General features: G+C 69.9%; 20 protein-coding genes. 9 read left to right on the forward strand and 11 right to left on the reverse strand.

Going from position 1 to position 21,678, the window contains the following annotated elements; translation table 11 throughout:
• Positions 1-39: 39 nt before the first annotated feature.
• The 4 genes from rfbB (at position 40) to ACVFYP_RS08360 (ending at position 6,434) form a co-directional block, all read left to right on the forward strand.
• Positions 40-1,101: a dTDP-glucose 4,6-dehydratase gene (rfbB, locus tag ACVFYP_RS08345; RefSeq protein ID WP_499199702.1), complete on the forward strand. Its 1,062-nt coding sequence runs from the start codon at positions 40-42 to the stop codon at positions 1,099-1,101.
• A gap of 68 nt (positions 1,102-1,169) precedes the next feature.
• On the forward strand, positions 1,170-2,156 hold the full coding sequence (locus ACVFYP_RS08350) for an NAD-dependent epimerase/dehydratase family protein (protein ID WP_499199703.1): 987 nt from the start codon (positions 1,170-1,172) through the stop codon (positions 2,154-2,156).
• Positions 2,157-2,171: 15 nt separating this feature from the next.
• Positions 2,172-3,302: a DegT/DnrJ/EryC1/StrS family aminotransferase gene (locus ACVFYP_RS08355; RefSeq protein WP_499199704.1), complete on the forward strand. Its 1,131-nt coding sequence runs from the start codon at positions 2,172-2,174 to the stop codon at positions 3,300-3,302.
• Positions 3,303-3,602: 300 nt separating this feature from the next.
• Complete coding sequence (locus tag ACVFYP_RS08360) at positions 3,603-6,434, forward strand: phosphoenolpyruvate carboxylase (protein ID WP_499199705.1); 2,832 nt, start codon at positions 3,603-3,605, stop codon at positions 6,432-6,434.
• 15 nt (positions 6,435-6,449) lie between these two features.
• On the opposite strand, the gene ACVFYP_RS08365 is transcribed toward ACVFYP_RS08360, so the two are convergent.
• From ACVFYP_RS08365 to ACVFYP_RS08390, 6 genes are read right to left on the reverse strand one after another with little or no spacing between them, the layout of a single operon-like run.
• Positions 6,450-6,830, reverse strand: coding sequence for a rhodanese-like domain-containing protein (locus ACVFYP_RS08365; protein WP_499199706.1), 381 nt, complete (start codon positions 6,828-6,830; stop codon positions 6,450-6,452).
• Between the two features lie 49 nt (positions 6,831-6,879).
• Positions 6,880-7,272 carry a DUF3574 domain-containing protein gene (locus ACVFYP_RS08370; RefSeq protein ID WP_499199707.1) on the reverse strand — a complete coding sequence of 131 codons (393 nt, stop codon included), beginning with the start codon at positions 7,270-7,272 and terminating at the stop codon, positions 6,880-6,882.
• A gap of 10 nt (positions 7,273-7,282) precedes the next feature.
• Complete coding sequence (locus ACVFYP_RS08375; RefSeq protein WP_499199708.1) at positions 7,283-8,428, reverse strand: MFS transporter; 1,146 nt, start codon at positions 8,426-8,428, stop codon at positions 7,283-7,285.
• 2 nt (positions 8,429-8,430) lie between these two features.
• Entirely contained in the window at positions 8,431-8,781 is a 351-nt protein-coding gene (locus tag ACVFYP_RS08380) for a DMT family transporter (RefSeq protein WP_499199709.1), read from the reverse strand.
• Positions 8,778-9,827, reverse strand: coding sequence for a glycosyltransferase family 2 protein (locus tag ACVFYP_RS08385; protein WP_499199710.1), 1,050 nt, complete (start codon positions 9,825-9,827; stop codon positions 8,778-8,780). Before ACVFYP_RS08385 ends, ACVFYP_RS08380 begins: the two co-directional genes overlap by 4 nt.
• A 14-nt stretch (positions 9,828-9,841) precedes the next feature.
• The gene (locus tag ACVFYP_RS08390) at positions 9,842-10,552 is read right to left on the reverse strand and encodes a class I SAM-dependent methyltransferase (RefSeq protein ID WP_499199711.1); all 711 of its coding nucleotides are present in this window, start codon (positions 10,550-10,552) and stop codon (positions 9,842-9,844) included.
• A gap of 337 nt (positions 10,553-10,889) precedes the next feature.
• Here ACVFYP_RS08390 and ACVFYP_RS08395 point away from each other — a divergent pair, with 337 nt between their 5' ends.
• Genes ACVFYP_RS08395 through ACVFYP_RS08415 form a run of 5 tightly spaced genes read left to right on the forward strand, consistent with a single transcriptional unit; the run spans position 10,890 to position 16,041 of the window.
• Positions 10,890-12,488 carry a hypothetical protein gene (locus tag ACVFYP_RS08395; protein WP_499199712.1) on the forward strand — a complete coding sequence of 533 codons (1,599 nt, stop codon included), beginning with the start codon at positions 10,890-10,892 and terminating at the stop codon, positions 12,486-12,488.
• The gene (locus ACVFYP_RS08400; RefSeq protein ID WP_499199713.1) at positions 12,488-13,321 is read left to right on the forward strand and encodes an HTD2 family dehydratase; all 834 of its coding nucleotides are present in this window, start codon (positions 12,488-12,490) and stop codon (positions 13,319-13,321) included. The genes ACVFYP_RS08395 and ACVFYP_RS08400 overlap by 1 nt, the downstream gene beginning before the upstream one ends.
• Positions 13,314-14,258, forward strand: coding sequence for a DMT family transporter (locus tag ACVFYP_RS08405; RefSeq protein ID WP_499199714.1), 945 nt, complete (start codon positions 13,314-13,316; stop codon positions 14,256-14,258). The genes ACVFYP_RS08400 and ACVFYP_RS08405 overlap by 8 nt, the downstream gene beginning before the upstream one ends.
• Positions 14,258-15,172, forward strand: coding sequence for a DMT family transporter (locus ACVFYP_RS08410; protein ID WP_499199715.1), 915 nt, complete (start codon positions 14,258-14,260; stop codon positions 15,170-15,172). Before ACVFYP_RS08405 ends, ACVFYP_RS08410 begins: the two co-directional genes overlap by 1 nt.
• Positions 15,169-16,041, forward strand: a complete 873-nt coding sequence (locus tag ACVFYP_RS08415) for an MBL fold metallo-hydrolase (protein ID WP_499199716.1) — start codon at positions 15,169-15,171, stop codon at positions 16,039-16,041. The genes ACVFYP_RS08410 and ACVFYP_RS08415 overlap by 4 nt, the downstream gene beginning before the upstream one ends.
• 3 nt (positions 16,042-16,044) lie before the next feature.
• Here the strand turns inward: ACVFYP_RS08415 and ACVFYP_RS08420 are convergent, their stop codons facing one another.
• Genes ACVFYP_RS08420 through ACVFYP_RS08440 form a run of 5 tightly spaced genes read right to left on the reverse strand, consistent with a single transcriptional unit; the run spans position 16,045 to position 21,663 of the window.
• Positions 16,045-16,734, reverse strand: coding sequence for an NUDIX hydrolase (locus ACVFYP_RS08420; protein WP_499199717.1), 690 nt, complete (start codon positions 16,732-16,734; stop codon positions 16,045-16,047).
• Positions 16,727-17,539 carry a nitroreductase family protein gene (locus ACVFYP_RS08425; RefSeq protein WP_499199718.1) on the reverse strand — a complete coding sequence of 271 codons (813 nt, stop codon included), beginning with the start codon at positions 17,537-17,539 and terminating at the stop codon, positions 16,727-16,729. Before ACVFYP_RS08425 ends, ACVFYP_RS08420 begins: the two co-directional genes overlap by 8 nt.
• A 22-nt stretch (positions 17,540-17,561) precedes the next feature.
• Positions 17,562-19,601: an acetate--CoA ligase family protein gene (locus tag ACVFYP_RS08430; RefSeq protein ID WP_499199719.1), complete on the reverse strand. Its 2,040-nt coding sequence runs from the start codon at positions 19,599-19,601 to the stop codon at positions 17,562-17,564.
• Positions 19,598-20,752, reverse strand: a complete 1,155-nt coding sequence (locus ACVFYP_RS08435) for an acyl-CoA dehydrogenase family protein (RefSeq protein ID WP_499199720.1) — start codon at positions 20,750-20,752, stop codon at positions 19,598-19,600. The genes ACVFYP_RS08430 and ACVFYP_RS08435 overlap by 4 nt, the downstream gene beginning before the upstream one ends.
• A complete protein-coding gene (locus ACVFYP_RS08440; RefSeq protein ID WP_499199721.1) occupies positions 20,752-21,663 on the reverse strand; it encodes an SDR family NAD(P)-dependent oxidoreductase in 912 nt (303 codons plus the stop codon). The genes ACVFYP_RS08435 and ACVFYP_RS08440 overlap by 1 nt, the downstream gene beginning before the upstream one ends.
• Positions 21,664-21,678: the final 15 nt, after the last annotated feature.

Below are 21,678 nucleotides of genomic sequence, written 5' to 3' on the forward strand. Positions count from 1 at the left end.
GCAATCCGCTGCCATGAATGTGCCGACCGAGGAGTCTCCATGAATATCCTGCTGACCGGCGGCCTGGGCTTCATCGGCTCCGCCGTCGTCCGCCGCCTGATCGCCACCACCGACCATGTGGTGGTGAATGTGGACAAGGAGACCTACGCCGCGAGCCATGAGGCGCTGGGCGCCGCGCGGGGCCATGCGCGCCATGTGCATGTGAAGGCGGATATCTGCGACCCGGCGGCGATGAGCGCCGTGCTGGCGCAGTGGCAGCCGGAGGTGGTGATGCACTTGGCGGCCGAAAGCCATGTCGACCGCAGCATCGACGGCCCGGCGGAGTTCATCCGCACCAATGTCGTTGGCACCCAGGTGCTGCTGGAAGCCGCGCGCGCCTATTGGTCCGGGCTCGACACCTCGCGAAAGGCGGCCTTCCGCTTCCACCACATCAGCACCGACGAGGTTTTCGGGTCGCTGGAGACGCTGGACGCCAAACCCTTCGACGAACACACGGCCTATGACCCGCGCAGCCCCTACAGCGCCTCGAAGGCCGCGTCGGACCATCTGGTGCGCGCCTGGCACCACACCTATGGCTTTCCGGCCTTCGTCTCCAACACGACGAACAATTACGGGCCCTGGCAATTCCCCGAGAAGCTGATTCCGCTGGTGTCGCTGAATGCGCTGGAGGGGCGGCCGCTGCCGGTCTATGGCGACGGCGCCAATATCCGCGACTGGATCCATGTGGAGGATCATGCGGAGGCGCTGTGCCTGGCGGCGCTCGGCGCCGGCAAGCCCGGCGGCACCTATTGCATCGGGCCGCGCCAGGAACGCAGCAACCTGGCGGTGGTGAAGACCATCTGCGCCGTGCTGGACCGGCTGCGGCCGGACCCGGCCGGGCCGCGGGAGCGTCTGATCACCTTCGTGAAGGACCGCCCGGGCCACGATTTCCGCTACGCCATGGACCCCTCCGGCGCTGAGAAGGTGCTGGGCTGGACGGCGAAGTACGATTTCGAAAGCGGGCTGGAACACACGCTGGGCTGGTATCTGGAGAATGAGGCCTGGTGGGGCCCGATCCGGGCGGCGCGGTATGCGGGCCAGCGGCTGGGACAGGCTGGATAACGATGAAAGCCCCCTCCCCACTTAGGGGGGAGAGGGCCACGTAAGCGACCTTTGAGGAATTCGAAGCAATGGACGGCTGGCGCGGCAAGCGCGTTTTGGTGACGGGTGGGGCCGGCTTCCTCGGCAGCGGGCTGTGCCATGCCCTGGCCGCGGAAGGCGCCCGCGTGGTGGCGCTCGACGCCATGGAGCCGGAGGGCGGCGCCAATCCGCTGAACCTCGAAGGCAGCAACGTGATGCTGGTGCGCGGCGATATCCGCGATGCGGAGCTGCACAGCCTCTGCAACGGCATCGACGTGCTGTTCAACATGGCCGCCCAGACCAGCCATATGGGCGGGCAGCGGGACCCGGTCTCCGACATCGCGATCAACGCGGTGGCCCAGGTGCGGCTGATCGGCGTGATGCGCGAAGCGGCGCCGAAGGCCACGGTGGTGCATGCCTCCACGCGCCAGTTCTATGGCCGCCCGCAATACCTGCCGGTGGATGAGAAGCACACGGTGAACCCACCAGACGCCAATGGCGTCTCCAAATGGGCCGGCGAACAGTACTGGCTGCTGGAAAGCCGCGTCCACGGCCGCCCGGTGGTCTCCCTCCGCCTGACCAACTGCTACGGCCCGCGCCTGCGCATCAAGGACGCCAAGCAGACCTTCCTCGGCATCTGGATCCGCCGCGTGTTGGAGAACGAGCCCTTCGAGGTCTGGGGTGGCGAGCAGCTGCGCGACCTGACCTATCTCGACGACGTCACCGACGCCTTCCTGCGCGCGGGCCTCCAGGCCAGCCGGCCGGAGGTCAATGGCAAGGTCTTCAACATCGGCGGCCCGCCGCCCCTGTCGCTGCACGAGCTCGCCGAACGGCTGATCGCCGCGAATGGCGGCCAGGGCAGCTTCGTGACCAAGACCTTCCCGGCCGATCGCGCGCAGATCGACATCGGCAGCTACGCCGCCGATGACCGCGCCTTCCGCGCCGCCACCGGCTGGTGGCCGCGCGTCGATGTCGATGACGGGCTGCGCCGCTCGCTCGAATGGTACCGCCCGCGCCTTGCCGAATATGTCGCCTGAACAGGAGGCACGCCCATGAACGCCACTACCATCACCGTGCCGCAGGCCGATCCCGGCGCCGGCTACCGTGCCAATAAGGAGGAGATCGACGCCGCAGTGCTGCGCGCGCTGAACTCCGGCTGGTACATCCTCGGCCAGGAAGGCGCGGCCTTCGAGAAGGAATTCGCCGCCTGGCAGGGCGCCGCCCGCGCCGTCGGCTGCGCCAATGGCACCGACGCGCTGATGCTGACCCTGCGCGGCATGGGCATCGGCGCCGGCTGCACCGTCGTCACCGTTTCCCACACCGCGGTCGCCACCGTCGCCGCGATCGAGATGACGGGCGCGACCCCGCTGCTGGTCGATATCGACCCGGACACCTTCACCATGGATGCCGACGAGCTCGTCGCCGTCCTCAACGACCCGCCGCCCGGTCTGCCGCCCATCCGCGCCATCATCCCGGTCCACCTCTACGGCCAGGCCTGCGACCTGGACCCCATGCTGGCCGCCTGCCGCGAACACGGCGTCATGGTGATCGAGGACTGCTCCCAAGCCCACGGCGCCACCCTGTCCGGCCGCAAGGTCGGCACCATGGGCGACGCCGCCTGCTTCTCGCTCTACCCGACCAAGAACCTCGGCGCGCTGGGCGATGGCGGCGTGCTCTCCACCGATGACGCGGCCCTGGCCGACCGCATCGGCGCCATCCGCCAATACGGCTGGAAGGAGCGCTACATCAGCGACACCATCGGCGTGAACAGCCGCCTCGACGAGGTCCAGGCCGCCATCCTGCGCACCCGCCTGCCCTACCTCGACGCCACCAACGCCCGCCGCGCCGAGATCGCCGCCGCCTACGACGCCGCCCTCGCCAACGGCCCCTACGCGCCGCCCGTCCGCCGCGCCGATGCCGGCCACGTCTACCACCAATACGTGCTCCGCGTGCCCAACCGCACCGCCCTGATGGCCCGCCTGCGCGCCGAAGGCGTCGCCACTGCCATCCACTACCCGGCCCCCGTCCACCTCCAACCCGCCTACCGCGGCCGCACCCCCCTCGGCCCCGCCGGCTGCGCCGAAACCGCCCGCGCCGCCAGCGAAGTCATGAGCCTGCCCATGTTCCCCGAACTGACCGACACCCAGGTCGAGCACGTTTGCCAGGTTCTGCGGGGGTTGTGAGGGTGGCTTTGCAGGGGGACGCCGTCCCCCTGCACCCCCTGCCAAAGGGACAGTGGTCCCTTTGGAAACCCATTTAAGGGGTAGGCGAAAGGAGGGGCATTGAGCGTCCGCTTGTCCCGACGCGCCCGTTGTGCCCCTCCTTTCGCCTACCCCTAAGTCGAGGGTTCGAAGGGGCCACTGCCCCTTCGCGGGAGGGGTGCGGGGAGGGCAGCGCCCTCCCTGCCAACCACCCACGCATCCCCGCCAAAACTTGGCAAATCCGCACTGGCGTTCCGGTCGTGTGCAGGTGCAGCATGGGGCATGGATCAGACCGAACAGGCGCTTGCCGCCGATCCCGTTGCTGTTGCCCGGCCGCCTGGTGCGGATGAGCTGGGTGACACCATTGGCGAGTTGTTGCTGCGGCTGCGCGAGGCGCGGGAGGCGGCGGCGACCGATCCCTTTGGCGATCCGGTGTTGTTGATTTCCCTGGCGATCAGTCGGCGGTTGGATGATGGGCGGCTGGATGTCGCGGGTGTGGGCGGGTTGATCGCGCGCCTGGCGGATGTGGCGGCGGCGGAGCGGGCGCGGCGGATCGCGGCCTATGTCGGGGTGGAGCGGGGCGCGGCGACGCTGGATGTGCTGGCGACGCGGCTGGTGCGGCCGGACCCGGAGGACAGCCCGGTGCCTTTCGCGGCGTATCGGGAGGTGGTGGAGCGGCCGCGTTTCGCGGCGGTGTTCACCGCCCATCCGACCTTTTCCCTGCCGCCTGGCACGGGGGCCGCGGTGGCGGCGGCGGCGTCGGGGGCGGAGTTGCCGCGCGGCCTGTCCCATCGCCCCACGGCGCCGACGCTGACGGAGGAGTTCGTGCAGGCGGTGGCGGCCATCCAGCGCGGGCGGGACGCGCTGGATGTCTTGAATGGTGCCTTGTTGCGGGCGGCGCGGGGCATCTGGACGGATCGCTGGCAGACTCTGGCGCCGGCGCCGATCCTGCTGGCCTCCTGGGTTGGTTATGACACGGATGGCCGCACCGATATTGGTTGGTGGGACACGATCGGGCTGCGGTTGACGATGAAGCGGCTGCAGTTGCAGCGCATCGCCGCGCAACTGGCGCCGCTGGGTGAATGCGCCGCGGCCCTGTCGGAGCGGGTGGCGCAGGCCGAGGCCGCGGTGGCGCAGCAGTTGGAGGCGTTGCCGCATACCCCGGTGGCGGAGGCGGTGCAGCGCTTTGCGGAGGTGCTGATCGGCCAGCGCCAGGCGGCGATGACCAATCCGGCGGCGCTGCTCGGCCTGTTTCCCGCGGCGGTGGCGGCGGCGCCGGATGAGGAGACGCGGCTGGCGCTGGTGGTGATCCGGGCCGGGCTGGTCGGGCATGGGCTGGCGCTGGCGCATACCCATACCCGGCTGAATGCCAGCCAGATCCACAATGCGTTGCGCCAGCGGCTGGGGCTGACGGCCAATCCGGACGACATGGCCAGCCGGCGCGGGTTGTTGGCCACAATGAATGCGGCGCTGGCGGAGGTCACGCCGCAGCCGGTGGATTTCGGCGCGCTGATGGCGGAACAGGCCTCCGCCGTGCGGCTGATGATGACCGTGGCGCAGATCACCAAGCATGTGGATGCGTCACAGCCGGTGCGTTTCCTGATCGCGGAGACGGAAAGCGGCTACACTTTGCTTGGCGCGCTGTGGCTGGCCAAGCGCCTGGGCATCGAACGGCATATCGAAATCTCGCCGCTGTTCGAGACGGCGGAGGCGCTGGAACGCGGCGACAAGGTGGTGGAGGAGGCGCTGCGCAGCCCGGTCTACCGCGCCTATCTGCGCGAGCATGGCCGGCTGTGTTTGCAATTCGGCTATTCCGATTCCGGCCGCTATGTCGGGCAGTTGCCGGCCAGCTATCTGGCGGAGCGGCTGAAGCTGCGGCTGGCGGACCAACTGCGCCGGCATGGCCTGGCCGAGATCGAGCTGGTGCTGTTCGACACCCATGGCGAGAGCATCGGCCGGGGCGGGCATCCGGACAGCCTGGCGGACCGGCTTGACTACCTCTCCCCGCCGCAGGCGCGGGCCGCGTTGACGCGCGCCGGGCTGAAGCTGCGGGAGGAAAGCAGCTTCCAGGGCGGCGACGGCTATCTGCTGTTCGGCACGCCGGCGCTGGCGGCGGCGACGATCGCGCGCATCGCCGAGCATGCCTTCGCGGAGCTTCCGGCCGAGCCGGACCCGATCTATGCGGAAAGCGACTACGGCGCCGACTTCTTCGCCACGATCCGGCGGGAGATGCAGATCCTGGTGGAGGATCCGGGCTACGCAGCGCTGCTCGGCGCCTTCGGGCCGGGGCTGCTGGACCGCACCGGGTCACGCCCGGCGGCGCGGCAATCCGATATGGGCGGGCCGGCGCGAATCAGCCATCCATCGCAACTGCGTGCCATTCCCAACAACGCCATCCTGCACCAGATGGGCTGGCTGGCGAATACGCTGCACGGCATGGGCGCGGCGGTCGCGGCCAATCCCGATGGTTTCGCCGATATGCTGGCGCGCAGCCCGCGCTTTGCCCGTGCGGTGGCGATGGCGGCCCGGGCGGCGGCCTGTTCGGATCTCGGCGTGCTGCGGGCGGGGGTGGATACGCTCGACCCCGGCCCCTGGCTCGACCGTGCCGGCGCCACGCATCGGCCCGGGCGGCGGGAGGAGCTGATGCATATCTCCGCCGCGCTGGAAAAGCTGGGCCTATCGGCCGATGTGCGGCGGATGTTCCGGCGGCTTCAGGCGGACCATCTGGCGCTGCGGGCCAATTGGCCGGAACTGCCGCGCATGCCGGACCGGCTGGTGCTGCTGCATGCGCTGCGGCTCGCCCTGATCCATCGCATCTGGCTGCTGGCGGTGCAGATCCCCGAATTCAGCCCGCGACACGGCGCGACGCGGGAGGCGCTGATCCGCGGCATCCTGCAACTGGATGTAGAGCGCGCCTTGGCGCTGCTGGCGGAGGTGTTCCCTGCGCGCCCCGACCCGGCCAGTGGCCTCGATTTCCATGAGCCGGCGCCTGGGCGGGGTGGTGCGTCCTATGCCGCGGAGCACGCCGCGTTGTTCACGCCGATGGCGGCGCTGTTCGCGCAGGTGCGCGAATGCTCAGCCGCCATCGTGCATGAGGTGGGGGCCTTCGGCTGAAGGCCCCGAACCAAATCAGGCGTTTTCCACTTCCCCGCCGCCCTCGACCCAGTCCTTGAAGCCGCCAAGGTTGCGCACGTCGTTGTAGCCCATGTCCTTCAGCGTCTTGCCGGCGAGTGCGGAGCGGCCGCCGGAGGCGCAGTAGACGATCACGGTCTTGGCCTTGCCGAGCGCGGGGTCGTGCATCGGATTTTCCGGATCGGCGCGGAATTCGACCAAGCCGCGCGATACGGCGATGGCGCCCTTGGCCTTGCCGCTGGCCTTCACCTCGGAGGTGTCGCGCACATCGAGCAACACGGTCCCCGGCTCGGCGGCCAGGGCCCGGGCTTCGGCGGCGGTGATGCGCGGCACCGCGGCATTGGCGGCGGCGAGTAGGTCCTTGACGGTGGTCGGCATGGCTTCGTTCTCCCTTATCCGCCGGGACGATAGGCCGGGCGGACGGGATTCAGAAAGCCAGGCAGGCCCCGGTGGTCGTCACCATCACGCTCTCCTGTCCAAAGCGGCCGCGATAGGCGGCGATAACGGGGGCGAGGCGGGCGGTGGCGGTGCTGGCATCGGCGCCGGGCATGGCGAGGACCAGCACCTTGCTGCGTTCCCGCGCCACCATGCCCGTCCGGCCGCGCCATTGGCCGGCGCCGTCGAGCACGGTCAGGCCATCGGGGAAGGCGGGCGTCACCACCTCATCCATGAAGCGCGCCCAGGCGGCGTCGTCCACCACCTCCGCGCCGCGCGCATTGCGGCCGAAATAGCCCTCCGCCAGCGTGGCGGCCTGCATGCCGGGCGGGCAGGGCGGCGTGGCGCAGGCGGCGAGGAGCAGGGGCAGGGCAAGAAGGCGCATGGCGTCGATGCTACGCCGAACGTGCCGCCACGCGCAGCAGGGTGAAGGCGCCCAGCACCCCCACCGCCGCCACGGCCAGCGCCGCCTGCGCCCCCAGGGCGAACAGCAGGGGCGCGAAGATGGCCGGGGCCAGGGCCATGGCGCCCGTCACCGGCGCCATCACCTGGCCGGCGACGGTGGCATAGCCCTCCGTCCCGTGCAGTTCGATCAGGCAGGCCGGGCGCATGACGGTCATGATGCCGGAGGCGAGGCCGTAGGTCAGCACGAAGACCGGTGCGGCCACGGCGATGCCGAGCGGCGCCACCAGCGGCAGAACCAGGGCGAAGGGGATCAGCAGCAGCGCGGCGGAGGCCATGGTCACGGCGCTGAAGCGTCCGCCCCCCACCACATCCAGCAGCCGCGCCGCCACCTGCGCCGGCCCGACCAGGGCGGCCCACCAGATGGCGCTGCCGCGTTCCATGCCCAGCGCCTCCACCAGCAGGACCATATTGGCCAGGATGGCGCTGCCGATCAGCGTCTGCATGGTGAAGGCGGCGGAGAGCCAGCGCAGCCGCGCCGGCAAGATTCCGCCCGGCGAACGAAGCGCGCGTGCCCCGCGCGGCGCGGCCGGCACGCAGAAGGCATGCAGCGGCAGCGCCACGAGCAGATGCACCGCCGCCGAGGCCAGCAATGCGCCGCGCCAGCCGAAACTTGCCTCCAGCGCCGCCAGCGCTGGCCAGGTGACGGCGGAGGACAGGCCGCTGGCCAGCGCCAGCAGGCCGAGCCGTTTGCGGGCGCGTTCGGCGCCGAGGGTGGCGATGGCGGCATTGGCGGCCTCGGTCAGCGCCAGGGCGGCGGCCAGGCCCATCACCAGGCAGGCGATCAGCGCCTGGGCGCTGTTCTGGGCGCCGGCCAGCAGCACCAGCCCGCCGGCGAAAGCGAAGGAGCCGCAGATCATGGCCAGCCGCGCGCCATGCCGGTCGATCGCTCGCCCGACCATTGGCGCCAGGGCTCCTGCGAGCCCCAGCACGATCAGGATGCCGAGGAAGGCGCGGCCCGGCGCCAGGCCGAGGTCCCGCTCCATCGCCGGCCCCAGCACCCCCGGAAGGAAATAGGCGGTGCCCCAGCCAAGGATCTGGGTGACGCCGAGCGCCCCCAGGACCCGCCCTGGCCGCATGCTCAGGCCGTGGTGGCCAGCAGCACCACGCCGGCGGAGATCAGCCCGATCGCCGCGATCTTGGCCATCCCCAGGCTTTCGCCGAACATGCCCCAGCCGATCAGGGCGATGACCACATAGCTCGCCGCCGTGCAGGGCAGTGCGACCGACATCGGGATTTTGCGCAGCGCGATGATGTAGAGCAGCGCCGCGCCGCCGTAGCAGCCCAGCCCGACAATGGTCTGCCAGCGGAACAGCTGGTCGATGAAACCGGCCTCGGCGGCGACGGAGCCGGAGGCGCCGGCCTTCAGCAGGATCTGGCCGATGAGGGAGGTGGTGATGGCGGCGGCCAGCGTACCCCAGGCGGCGATCACTGCTCCGCCCCCCCGGCCCGCACCACGTCCCGCACCACGCCCTGCGGCTTGCCATTCGCCGAGAGGAAGGCGCGGCCGACATATTCGCCGAGCACGCCCAGGATCAGGAACTGCACGCCCGATACCAGCAGCGTGACCGTCATCATCGAGGCCCAGCCGGAGGGGGTTTCCCCGCTCAGCCCCTCGACCAGGACGATGGTGGCGGCGATCAGCCCGAACACGCCCATCAGCGCGCCGGCCAGGGTGGCAAGGCGCAGCGGCAGGACGGAGAAATTGGTGGCGAGGTTCAGCCACAGCAGCACCAGCCGCTTCAGCGTGTAGTTGGACCGGCCTTCCGCGCGCGGCAGGTGCTTCACCTCGATGCTGTCCAGGCGCTGCGTCACCTGCATCAGCAGCCCGTCCACATAGGGGTAGGGGCCGCTGTATTTCGCCACTTCCCGCACCGCCATAGCGCTCATGCAGCGGAAGGAGGACAGGTACAGGCCCTTGGGCTTGTCCAGCAGCATATCCGCCACGCCATTGGCGAAGCGGCTGCCCAGGTTGCGCCAGCCGTCATGTTCCTTCTTGGCGTAGCGCGTATAGACCACGTCCCAGCCGCCGAGGCGGGCATGGTCGTAGAGGCGGATGACCTCCTCCGGCGGGTTCTGCAGATCGTCATCCATGGTGATGACGAAGGCGCCGCGGGACTGGCGCAGGCCGGACATGACCGCGTTGTGCTCGCCGAAGTTGCGGGCGTGCTCGACATAGATCAGCGGCACGGTGGCGGTGGCGGCCAGCGCGCGGCAGACCTCGCCCGAATTGTCCGGGCTGCCGTCATTCACCAGGATGATCTCGATGCCGCCGGCCGGACGCAGCGCCGACAGCGCCTCGACCAGCGCGCCCACCGTGGCGGCACCGCGATAGACCGGGACGACGATGGACAGGCCGACGCGGGTGCCCTCGGCCTGCGGCAGGCCGGAGGAAAGTCCCGCGGCAGGGCCGCTTCCATAAGTGCCGGAGGGCCGGGCGTCCGCCGATCCGGCGGCTTTGGCCATGATCTCAGTCACGTCGCGTTCTCCGGTCAGGGCCGCGTCCCGATGACGAGGACGGAGCCACCGCAGGGCATCGAAATGCCCGCGTGGCCGATGCGTCGCTCGATCTCGGAGACGGTGTGCAGGGTGGTGTCGATCCAGGGGGGGAAATGGGTGACGTCGCTGGGCGCGCCGGGGCGAGCCTGCAACACCTTCCGTTGCAGCGCCATGAGCGGCAGCAGCAACCCATTCCAGTAGCGGGTGGTGACGGCGGTGAAGCCGCTGGTCTCCAGCAGGGCGCGGGCGCTGCGGGCGGTGTAACGGCGGGCGGTGTGCACGCGGGCGTCATGCGCGCTGCGCAGCCATTCATAGGCCGGCAGGTTGAGCACCACGGTGCCGCCGGGGCGCAACACGCGATGCAGCTCCGCCATGCCGCGGGATGGCTCGACGCCGGCATGGCAGATGACGTCGATGCTGACCGCGGCGCCGAAGCTGGCCTCGGCGAAGGGCAGGGCATTGGCATCGCCGGCCGCGACCGGGCAGCCGCTTTTCTGCGCCGCGCGGCGGGCGGCATCGGCGACATATTCCAGCCCGACGGCGGGCCGGCTGGGCAGGCGCTGGGCCAGCCTGGCGAGGAAGCCGCCGGTGCCACAGCCGGCATCCAGCACCGGGCCTTCGGCGCCGGGGCGTTCGCGCAAGGCGTCGAGGATGCGGGCATGGGCGGCGCGATACCACCACATGCCGTCCTCGGCCGCGTCCATCAGGTCGTATTCTGCGGGTTCCACCGCGCCCTTGTGACGCCCCACCGGGGCAACCGCAAGGCACCGGCAAGGCGGATCGGGGGCAAAGGCCGCCCCGCCGCCCTTAACGAAGGCGGCCCGCGACGCGGGCCGAGCGGCCGAATGGCCGCCGCCGCCTATGCGGCGCTCTTGAACCACAGGCGGCCCGCGCTGCGGGCCGAGCGGCCGAATGGCCGCCGCCGCTTATGCGGCGCGCTTAAAAAACACAGCATCCGCGCAGCGGATGCCGCAGCGGTGCCGTAATGCGGTTGCACCCTGTGGCAAGGCCGCAGAGGATGGGGCCAGCCGAGAGCCAGTCATGACCCCGAAGCATCCGTCCCCGCCGGCCCGGCCGATCGCCGAGGCTGTGCCCCATTTGCCGGCCCGGCTGGCGCCTGCAACTCGCCTGCGGCTGCTGCGGGCCGTGGCCCTTTTGCCGGCCCTGGCCTTCCTGCTGATGGTGCTGACGCCGCCGCTGAACCATGACGTCGCGGCCATCCTGAACTTCGCCGAGCGCTGGGTGGCGGGCGAATCCCTTTTCCGCGACCTGATCGACGTCAACCCGCCGCTGATCTTCGTGCTGACCGCCATCCCGGCGCTGATCAGCCGCATCACCCCGCTGGATATCGTCACCGCCTGGCTGCTCTGCGTGCTGTGCCTCTGCGCCCTGTCCTGGTGGATGTGCCAGCGGCTACGGCAGGTGGAGGAGGAGGGCCCGGTGGAGCGGACGGTGCTAGATGCGCTGATCCCGCTGGTGCTGGTGATGGTCGCCTATGATGTCGGCCAGCGGGAACATCTGATGGCGCTGTTCGCGCTGCCCTATGCGCTGCTGGCGGCGCGGCGGGCGCAGGGGCTGGCGACGCCGCGCGGGCTGGCGCTGGGGGTGACCTTCGCCGCCGCGCTCGGCTTCGCGTTGAAGCCCCATTTCCTGGCCATTCCGGCGCTGGTCGAGGTGATGGTCCTGGTCCATCGCGGCCCGGCGGCGGCGCTGCGCGACCGCCTGCCCTGGCTGATGGCCGGCATCTGGCTGCTGTACCTGGCCAGCCTGCCGCTGCTGTTTCCGGATTATCTCGGCTTCGTCGTGCCGCTGGTGATGGATTTTTATCTCGGCAATGGCGGCATCGGGCTGTGGGATGTGCTGTTCACCGACCGGATGGGCGCCGCCACCCTGGCGCTGCTGGCGGCCATGGCCCTGCTGTTCTGGCGCGGGTCGGGGGTGCCGGCGCGGATGCTGGCGGCGGCGGGGGTCGGGGGGATGCTCTCCGCCTGGGTGCAGCACAAGGGCTGGTCCTATCATGTGGTGCCGATGGCCATGGCCACCGCACTGCTGGCCGGCTGGGTGATCGCCCGCTGGTTCGACCGCGCCTTGGCCCCGGGCCGCGCCGTGGCGGCCGCGCCGATGCTGGCGATCGCCATGGTGGTGGCCCTGGCGGCCGTTCATATCCGCGGCGAAAGCCCCTGGCGGCAGATCTGGTACGGGGCGCTGGCGGAAGGCCAGCTTTCGGCCACGCTGAAGCGGGAGGTCGCCGGGGAACGCCTGCTGGTGCTCTCGCCGGATATCTATCCTGTCTATCCCGCGCTGAACTACGCCCGCGCCCGGTCCACGCTGCGGACCATGAACCTCTGGCTGCTGATCGGTGCCTATCCGGACTGCCCGGAGGGCGCGCCGCGCTATCGTGAACCCTGGGAGATGTCGCGCCCCGAATTTTTGGTTTACCGCACGGTGGCGGAGGATTTCGCGCGTGCCCCGCCGGGCGCGGTTCTGGTGGCGAAGAACTCCGGCATCCCGCGCTGCGGGGCGGAGGATTTCGACCCGATCGCCTATTTCTCCCGCCACCCGGCCTTCGCCGAGACCTGGAGCCACTACACACGGGTGGTCCATATGAACACCTACCTTCTCTATGTGCGTGAGGATTGATGTCGCATCAGGATTACGTCGGCCGCAGCGAAACCCGCGAGGACCGGCTCGACCCGAGGCTGCTGCGGGGCATGGCCGCGACCCTTGGCCTGCCGATCCCGGATGATCTGCCGCCGCTGTGGCACTGGATGTTCTTTCAGGACTGGGTGATGCCGGAGGGGATCGGCCCGGATGGCCATCCGAAGCGGGGCGGCTTCCTGCCCCCGGTGCATGACCTGCCGCGCCGGATGTGGGCTGGTGGGCGGCTGCGCTTCCACCCGGTGCCGCTGAAGCCGGACGACATCGTCACCCGCACCAGCACCATCCTGAAGGTGGAGGAGAAGTCGGGCGGATCGGGCCGGCTGGTCTTCGTCACGGTGGGCCACCTGCTGCATGGCCCCGCCGGGCTAGCGGTGGAGGAGGAGCAGGACATCGTCTATCGAGGGGCGGAGGGTGCGGCGGTGAAGCCCGCCCCGGCCGCGACGGCCTGGCCCGATGCCAGCAGCATGGTGGTGATGCCGGATCCGGTGATGCTGTTCCGCTACTCCGCTCTGACCGGCAACGGCCACCGCATCCATTACGACCATCCCTATGTGACCGGGGAGGAAGGCTATCCCGGCCTGGTGGTGCATGGCCCCTTGCAGGCGACGCTGATGGCGCAGCACGCGCTGGCGCAGTCGCCGGGCAAGCGTCTGCACAGCTTCGCCTTCCGCGGCCGCCGCCCCGCTTTCGGCAGCCGCGCGCTGACCGTGCTGGGCCGGGTGGAGGGCGATCAGATGCGCCTGGAAACCCGCGACGATGGCGGCGCCACCTGCATGCAGGCCGAGGCCGAACTGGCCGATACCCTTGCCTGATCGACAAACGGGCACGGCGGCAGCGCGCCCGCTGCTGCCGCTGACCCAGAACACGCTGCGCGGCATCGCCATCATCGTCACCGGCTATACCGTGATCTCGGCGGCCGACGCCGCCGTGAAATGGGCGCTGCCGGAGGTGGGGGTGGCCGTCGCCATGATCTGGCGCGGGGCCTTCGGCATGCTGGCCATTGCCCTGCTGGTGCGCGGCCGGGGCTTGGTGCCGGTGCGCCGGCCGCTGCTGGCGCTGCGCTCGGTGCTGCATTGCGTGGTGACGGTGGCCTTCTATCTGGCCTGGTTCAACGCCTTCCCTCTCGGCGCCTCCTACGCCGTCAGCGCCGCCGCGCCGCTGATCATGACGCTGCTGGCGATCCCGCTGCTGGGGGAGAAGGTGGGCTGGCGGCGCTGGACCAGCACCTGCGTCGGCTTCGTCGGCGTCATGGTCATCCTGCAACCCGGCGGCGAACTGTGGCGGTGGGAGGCGTTGATGCTGCTGGTCGGCGCCGCGGCGCTCGGCCTGACGCGGATCTGGACCCGTGTGCTGGCCTCCACCGACACGCCGCAGACCATCGCCTTCTGGCTGCTGGCGGCGCATGTGCCGGTGGGGTTGCTGCTGCTGCCGGTCTTCCCGCCGCTCGGCCCGCTGCTGCCGCGCTGGGATATCGTGGTCTGCCTGGCCTTCCTTGGCATGGCCAATGGCTGCGCGCATCTGCTGTTCTCGCGCGCCTTCGCCATAGCGCCGGTCTCGGCGCTGGCGCCCTATGAATACACCACGCTGGTCTGGGGCGGTGTGCTGGGCTTCCTGATCTGGGCGGAGGTGCCGGCCTGGAACACGGTGGCGGGGGCGGTCATCGTCATCGCCGCCGGCCTGTACAACCTGCATCGCGAACAGCTCCGCCGCCGCCAGGACCGTGCGGCAGCAGCAATGGGACCCCGCTGATGGCCTTGCGGCATGATCCCAAGCGCGGCGTGATCTTCATGCTGGCGGCCTGCGCCCTGTTCGCGGCGATGAGCGTGCTGGTGAAGGAGCTGTCGGGGCGCGTCCATTTCCTGGAGCAGATGTTCTTCCGCGGCGCCTTCGCTTTGCCGGTGGTGATGCTGATCGTGCTGCGCCGCGTCGGGCTGCGTGGCGACATCGCCGGCACGCTGCGCACCAAGCGCTTTCCCGGCCATGTGTTGCGCGCGCTGACCGGCACGGCGGCGCAGGCCTGTTCCTTCTATGCGCTGGCGCATCTGCCGCTGGCCGAGCACACCGCGCTGACCAATACCACGCCGCTCTTCGTCACCCTGCTGTCGATTCCCCTACTGGGGGAGAAGGTGGGCATCCATCGAGGTGGCGCGGTGCTGGTGGGCTTTCTGGGCATCGTCATCATCGCGCTGGGTCAGGGCGCCTTCACGGGCGATTTCGGCGGCGCGGCGCGCTGGGGGATCATCGCGGCGCTGGCCCATGGGATGTTTTCCGCCGGCACCACCATGCTGGTGCGCACGCTGTCCTCCACCGAATCCTCCGGCACCATCGTGCTGTGGCAGTCGCTGTTGATGACGCTGTTCAGCCTGACCTGGCTGCCCTTCGTCTGGGTGACGCCGGGGCCGATGGACCTGGTGATGCTGATTGCCATCGGCCTGATCGGCGGCGCCGCGCAGACCCTGCTGACGGAGGCCTGGGCCAGCGCGCAGGTCAGCTTTCTCGCGCCCTATTCCTATTCGGCGCTGCTCTGGGCCGTGCTGTTCGGCTGGATCATCTTTGGCGACGTGCCGGGGGTCTCGACCCTGGCCGGCGCCTTGGCCATCGTGCTGGCCAGCCTCTACATCATGCATCGCGAGATCATGCTGCGCGGAAGGAAGAAGACATGAGCATCCCCTTCCGGCGGGACGACCCGCTGCCGCCGGGCGTGGTGGCGGAGGTCGCGCCGGGCGTGCGGCGCATCCTGTGCGGCAATCCCGGCCCCTTCACCTGGCGCGGTACCAATACCTGGCTGATCGGGCAGGGCCGGGTGGCGGTGCTGGACCCGGGGCCGGTGGATGAAGCGCATCTCGCCGCCATCCGGCGCGCGACGGAAGGCGAGACCATCACGCATATCCTGGTCAGCCATACCCATCGCGACCACTCGCCGGGCGTGGCCGCCTTGCAGGCGGCCGCCGGTGCGCCGAGCTACGGCTTCGGGCCGCATCTGACACCGCCCGACCAGGGCGGGGAGGGGGGCGACCATTCCTTCACGCCCGATGTTGTGCTGGCCGATGGCGCGGTGCTGGAGGGGGATGAGTTCCGACTGACCGCCATCCACACGCCGGGCCACTGCGCCAACCATTTGTGCTTCGCGCGCGATGACGGCGTGCTGTTCAGCGCCGACCATGTGATGAGCTGGTCGACCACCGTGGTCAGCCCGCCGGATGGCGACATGGCGGCCTATATGGCTTCGCTGGGCAAACTGGCGGCGCGCGATGCCGGCCTGTACCTGCCCGGCCACGGCCCGCCCTTGCCAAACCCCGCGCCCTTCGTCGCGGCCCTTGCGGCGCATCGGCTGGAGCGGGAGGCGAAGGTGCTGGACGCCCTGCGCGTGGCCCGTCGCGCCACGGCGCTGGAGCTGGTGCCGGCGGTCTATGGGCCGGTGCTGGACCCGAAACTGGTGCCGGCTGCAGCGCGCAGCCTGCTGGCGCATCTGATCAAGCTGGCGGCGGAGGGGCAGGCCGTGCGGGACGGGGAAAGCTTCGAAGCGCGCTGAGTATCAGGCGTCGCTCATCCGGTTGTCCTGTCCCCGGAACACGATCCGCGGCCGCTCCGCCCGCTTTGCCACCGGCACCTCCAGCCATTCCGAGAACTCGGTCAGGATCTTGGCGGTGATATCGGCCAGTTTCGCCGCGCGTGCCTGGCTCAGCGGATACCAGGCCAGCCCCTCCAGCTCTCCCGACCCGCTGATCTCTCCGCGCACGGATTCGGCGGGGGCGATCAGGAAGCGGGCGTTGAAGCGCATGTTGCGGGCGGGCGGGGTGACGGCGCGGCACAGGTAGTCGATCGGGGCGAGGTCGGCCAGCAGACGCTCGCCCTTCTTCTCACCCAGCAGCAGGCCGGTTTCCTCGTACAATTCGCGCACGGCCGCCACGCCCAGCGCGCGCGCCAGCGACGGCTTCGCGCGATGCGCCAGCAGCCCGAAGGTCTCGGGCTTCATCTCGGTGAGGGCCTTCACGCCATGGTCGCCACGGTCCACGCGGCCGCCTGGGAAGACCAGGATGCTCGGCATGAATTTGTGCTTGGCGTGGCGCATGCCCATCAGGATCTCGGGCTCGCCGGAGGCCCCTTTGGTCCCTTGGCGCCAGACGATCAGGCTGGCCGCATGGCGCGGCACCACGGTGCGTTTGCGCGGGGCCGGGACGATGTCGCCGGTGCCGCCGGGATTGTCGGCGGTCGCGTCAGCCAAGGTTGATGCCCCTCGTCGCCAGCCAGGCGCGGAAATTCGCGCGTTCCGGCACGGAAAGCTGCCGTGCCGCATTCTCGGACCAGGTGCAGCCTTCCGGCTTCGGCCCATGTACCTCCGGATAGCGCGGCTTGCCCGGCGGGCGCAGCGCGTCATAGCCGGGCAGGGCGGCAACGAGGGCGCTATCGTCATAGACCTCGCGATGCACCACCACCGAAGGCGGCAGGCGGGGGGAGGTCTCGTTGCGCGCGGCGGGAAAGCCGAGGGTCAGGCCGGCGAGCGGAAACACCCCCTCCGGCAACCCAAACAGCCCCTGCACCAGCGCCAGGTTGTTGCGCACATAGGAGATCGGGCAGGTGCCGAGCCCGAGCGCTTCCGCCGCCACGATCCCAAACCCCATGGCCAGCGCGGCGTCGGCGGAGGCATTGAGAAAAGTGTCGATGCTGTCATTGGCATGGGCGCGGCCCTGCGCCGCGCAGACCTGCCGGCCGCGGCGGATGTCGCCGCAGAACAGCAGCAGCACCGGCGCATCCTTGATCCAGGGCATGGTGCCGATGGCATCCGCCACCTGCGCGATCTTGGCCGCGGCGCGCGTGACCAGGATGGAATATTGCTGCAGGTCGGATTTCGCGGGGGCGGATTGCGCGCCGGCCAGCACCAGATCCAGCAGCGCATCCGACACCGGGTCCGGCCGGTAGCGGCGGGTGACCCGCCGGTCCAGCAGCATGGCCAGGCCGGCGGGGATTTCGGCGGGCGGGGTGAAGGGCAGGGCGCCGTAGCGCGCGCGGATCAATGTTTCGGCGTCCATGTCCTGTACCCTCTCACGCAGATCAGCGCAGCACCACCCAGGCATCGGCGACGGTCACGCCTTCACCCGGCCGGCCGACCATCAGCGGATTGATCTCCGCCTCCGCCACCTGCGGCAGCGCGGCGAGGCGGGAGGCCGCGACCACCGCCTCTGCCAGCGCGTCCAGATCGCCCTTCGGCAGGTTGCGCCAGCCCGACAGCGGCTTCAGCGCGCGCACCTCCGCGATCATGTCCCGCGCCGTCTCCAGATCGACCGGCGCCAGGCGCAGCGCGATGTCGCGATGCAGTTCGGAGAGCACGCCGCCGGCGCCGAGCAGCACCACCGGCCCGACCTCCGGGTCCCGCCGGAAGCCCAAAATGGCCTCGGCCAGGCCCTTGCGCATCGTCTGCACCAGCAGCCCGGTGATCTTGGCCTGTGGCGCCGCCGCGCTGACGCGGGCGCGCATGGCGGCGGCGGCCTCCTTCAGCGCAGTGGCGTCCGGGATGTTCAGTATGACGCCGCCGACTTCCGTCTTATGGGCGATATCCGGCGACAGAATTTTCAGCGCGACCGGATAGGCCATGCCCTCCGGCGGCGTGTCCCGCATGACGGCAAAGGGCGAATCGAGACCCAGCGCCGCGAACAGCCCGCGCGCATCCGCCTCATCCGGCCGCGCCGGCAAAGTGGTGGCGGGCGGGGTGGGGGCGGGCACCTTGCGCGGGGCCTGCCAAGCGCAATAGGCGTTGATGCAATCCGCGGCGCTTTCGGCCGTGCGGAAGGCGGCGATGCCGGCCTCCGCCAGCAGGCGGAGCGACGCTTCGGCCTGCGGCGCCAGGAAGGCGGCCACCGGCTTGCCGGGGATCTTGGTGCCCTCGACGATGCCGGCCACCGCATCCTTCGGCCGGAACTGTGCCGAACTGCCGATGACGGCGAGCACCAGGTCCGTGTCATCGGCCGCCCGCAGCGCATCCAGCGCCGCCATGACGCGATCCGGCCGGGCGCCGGCCAGCGTCAGGTCCAGCAGCCGCGCATGGCTGTTGAATTTTGCGGCCTCCAGCTTCGCGGCAGACTTGGCATCGGGCTTGCGCGCCTCGATGCCCAGCACGCCGAGCGCATCGACGGCCAGCGCCCCGCCGCCGCCCGTGGTGGTCATGACGCTGACCGCGCGATGGCTATGCGCGGGCGCGCGACGCCCGGCGACCAGCAGCGGCAGTTCCAGCAGGGATTCCAGCATGGAGACCCGCAAGATTCCATGCGCGCGGAAGAAGGCATCCGCGGCCGCATCGCTGCCGGCCAGCGCGCCGGTATGGCTGGTGGCGAGCTCCGCGCCAAAGGGGCTGCGGCCGAGTTTCAGGGCGATGATCGGCTTGCGCAGCTCGCGGGCCTTGGCGGCAGCGGCGGCCATCTGCTCCGGCGCGCGGATCGCTTCCAGGAACAGCGCGACCGCATCCACATCCGGATCATCGAGCAGCAGGGACGCGATTTCGCCCGCCGTCAGATCGGCCTCATTGCCCGTGCCGATGAGGTGCGAGAAACCAAGGCCTCGCGCCGCGCCGCGCGACAGCAGCGCGCCCATCATGGAGCCGGATTGGGAGACCAGCGCGACGCGCCCGGCCGGCAGTTCCTCCGCTTCCAGCGCCGCATTGGTGGTCAGGGCGGTGCGGGCGTTGAGGTTGACGATGCCCATGGAATTCGGGCCGAGCAGCCGGAGGCCGCTGGCCTGGGCGGCGGCCAGAACCCGCGCCTGCAAGGCCGCACCCTCCGGCCCCGCTTCCGCGAAACCGTCGGCCAGCACGCAGGCCACGGGAATGCCGCGGGCTGCGCAGGCCACAACCTGCGCTTCGACATTGTCTGTGCCGAGCAGAATATAGGCAAAATCAATCTTGCCCGGGATATCGGCCAGCGAGGCATAGGCGCGCTCGCCCAGCACCGTTTCCGCACGCGGATTGACGGGGAACAGCTCCCCCGAAAACCCGTGGCGGCGCAGGTAGCGCTGCGGCCGTGCGGTCAGGCGCTGTTCGTCGGCGGAGGCGCCGATCAGCGCCACGCGGCGCGGATTCAGCAGGGCCTGGGCGAGGCTCATGCCTTGGGGGGCCTTTGCGAGAAGCTGCGGCCGAAAACGCCCTCGGCGATGCGGTTCTTCATCATCTCCAGGCTGCCGCCGGCGATCATCCAGCCGCGCGTCTTGCGCACGCAGTATTCGATCAGCAGGTCTTGGCTATAGCCGGTGCCGCCCAGGATCTGCATGGACTCGTTGGAACACATCCAGCCGGCCTGGTTGCAGGCATACTTCGCCATGGCGACGTCCTGCGCATCCGGCAGGCCATCCTTGGCGCGCACGGCGGCGCGGTAGAGCAGAAGCTGCGCGCTATCCAGCGCCACGCGCATTTCCGCGAACTTCCATTGCAGGCCCTGGAATTCCATCAGCGCGCGGCCGAACTGCTTGCGCTGTTCCGCATGCGCCTTGGCCTGCCGGAAGCAATATTCGCCGAGCGCCAGCGCCCGCGTGGTGTTGCCCGCGCGTTCGACGTTGAAGCCCGCGATCTGCTTGCGGAAACCACCTTCGCCCAGCAGCAGGTTTTCATCCGGCACGAAGACATCATCGAAATACAGCGCGCACCAGGTCTCGCCATTCATGTAGCGGCTCGGCTGGCCGAGCCGGAAACCCTCCATGCCGCGCTCCAGCAGGACGGAGCCGATGCCGTTCACGCCCGGGGCGAAGCGGCAATAGATGACGAAGACGCCCGCATCCTCGGTGTTGGAGGTGAAGACCTTGCCGCCGTTGAGGCGATAGCCGCCCTCCACCTTGGTCGCGGTGGTCTTCAGGTCGGTCAGGGCGGAGCCCGCATCGGGTTCCGTCATGCCAACGGCGGCGATGGTCTCGCCACGCAGCAGTGGTTCGAAATAGCGCTTCTTCTGATCGGGCGTGGCGTATTCCGCGAAGGTGCGGAACGCCCCAAAGTTGCCGGCCTGCAGAACGTCGGCGCTGCGCGGGCAGATATAGGCGATCTGTTCCATCGCCAGGATGGCGTCGAACAGCGTGCCGCCCTGGCCGCCATCGGCTTCCGGCACCATGATGCCGAACAGCCCGTTCTCCGCCATCAGCTTGGCGACATCCCAGGGGAAGCGCTCGTCATGCGCGCGGGCCAGCGCGTCCTTGGCCAGATGCTGCTCGGCGAAGCGGCGGACGGAATCCTGGAACGCAACCTGTTCCTCGGTGAGCGAAAAATCCATCAGACGGGATCCCAGGAAAACACGTCGCCGGAGCGATCGAGCGGCAGGAAATGGCTGCGCAAAGCGGGCAGGGCGGTTTCGGCGATGCTTTCGGGGGTCCAGCCACCGGCGCTATGCGTGCTGCGGATCGGCCGCGGCTGGCTGAACAGGAACAGCTCGTTGTGCCGCGCCGCGAAGATCTGCCCGGTGACATCCTTCGCCGCGTCGCTGGCCAGAAACACCGCCAGCGGCGCGTTCTTGTCCGGCGTCATCTGCTGCAAGCGGGCGACGCGGGCCTTCTCGGCCTCGGTCGTGGAGGGGATGGAGCTGGTCATGCGCGACCAGGCGAAGGGCGCGATGCAGTTCGACCGCACGCCGAAGCGCTGCATGTCCAGCGCAATCGACTTCGACAGCGCCGCCACGCCCAGCTTCGCGGCGGAATAATTCGCCTGCCCGAAATTGCCGATGAGGCCGGAGGTCGAGGTCATGTGCACATAGGCACCCGACGACTGCTTCCGGAAATGCTCAGCGGCGGCGCGGGAGACGAAGAACGAGCCGTTCAGATGCACATTGATGACCGCCAGCCATTCCTCCGGCGACATCTTGTGGAAGATCTGGTCGCGCAGGATCCCTGCATTGTTGACCACGATGTCAATGCGGCCGAAGGCGTCCAGGGCGCTGCCGATGATGCGCTGGGCGCTGGCCCAATCCGCCACGCTGTCGGTATTGGTCACCGCCTGGCCGCCGCGCTGGTGGATGATGGCCACCGTCTGCTCGCCGGGGCTCGCGCTGGTGGGACCCTCGCCGGTCAGGCTCGCGCCGATGTCGTTCACCACGACCTTCGCGCCGGCCAGCGCCATGGCGAGGGCGATTTCACGCCCAATCCCACCGCCGGCCCCGGTGACGACCGCCACCTTGCCTTCGAGCATCATCCGTTTGCCTCCTAT

Source organism: Roseomonas sp. F4 (genome assembly GCF_053891155.1).

Coding starts and splice junctions, on each gene's coding strand:
- rfbB (WP_499199702.1), top strand. CDS start 40: ATGAATATCCTGCTGACCGGCGGCCTGGGCTTCATCGGCTCCGCCGTC.
- ACVFYP_RS08350 (WP_499199703.1), top strand. CDS start 1,170: ATGGACGGCTGGCGCGGCAAGCGCGTTTTGGTGACGGGTGGGGCCGGC.
- ACVFYP_RS08355 (WP_499199704.1), top strand. CDS start 2,172: ATGAACGCCACTACCATCACCGTGCCGCAGGCCGATCCCGGCGCCGGC.
- ACVFYP_RS08360 (WP_499199705.1), top strand. CDS start 3,603: ATGGATCAGACCGAACAGGCGCTTGCCGCCGATCCCGTTGCTGTTGCC.
- ACVFYP_RS08365 (WP_499199706.1), bottom strand. CDS start 6,830: ATGCCGACCACCGTCAAGGACCTACTCGCCGCCGCCAATGCCGCGGTG.
- ACVFYP_RS08370 (WP_499199707.1), bottom strand. CDS start 7,272: ATGCGCCTTCTTGCCCTGCCCCTGCTCCTCGCCGCCTGCGCCACGCCG.
- ACVFYP_RS08375 (WP_499199708.1), bottom strand. CDS start 8,428: ATGCGGCCAGGGCGGGTCCTGGGGGCGCTCGGCGTCACCCAGATCCTT.
- ACVFYP_RS08390 (WP_499199711.1), bottom strand. CDS start 10,552: ATGGACGCGGCCGAGGACGGCATGTGGTGGTATCGCGCCGCCCATGCC.
- ACVFYP_RS08395 (WP_499199712.1), top strand. CDS start 10,890: ATGACCCCGAAGCATCCGTCCCCGCCGGCCCGGCCGATCGCCGAGGCT.
- ACVFYP_RS08400 (WP_499199713.1), top strand. CDS start 12,488: ATGTCGCATCAGGATTACGTCGGCCGCAGCGAAACCCGCGAGGACCGG.
- ACVFYP_RS08410 (WP_499199715.1), top strand. CDS start 14,258: ATGGCCTTGCGGCATGATCCCAAGCGCGGCGTGATCTTCATGCTGGCG.
- ACVFYP_RS08415 (WP_499199716.1), top strand. CDS start 15,169: ATGAGCATCCCCTTCCGGCGGGACGACCCGCTGCCGCCGGGCGTGGTG.
- ACVFYP_RS08425 (WP_499199718.1), bottom strand. CDS start 17,539: ATGGACGCCGAAACATTGATCCGCGCGCGCTACGGCGCCCTGCCCTTC.
- ACVFYP_RS08430 (WP_499199719.1), bottom strand. CDS start 19,601: ATGAGCCTCGCCCAGGCCCTGCTGAATCCGCGCCGCGTGGCGCTGATC.
- ACVFYP_RS08435 (WP_499199720.1), bottom strand. CDS start 20,752: ATGGATTTTTCGCTCACCGAGGAACAGGTTGCGTTCCAGGATTCCGTC.
- ACVFYP_RS08440 (WP_499199721.1), bottom strand. CDS start 21,663: ATGATGCTCGAAGGCAAGGTGGCGGTCGTCACCGGGGCCGGCGGTGGG.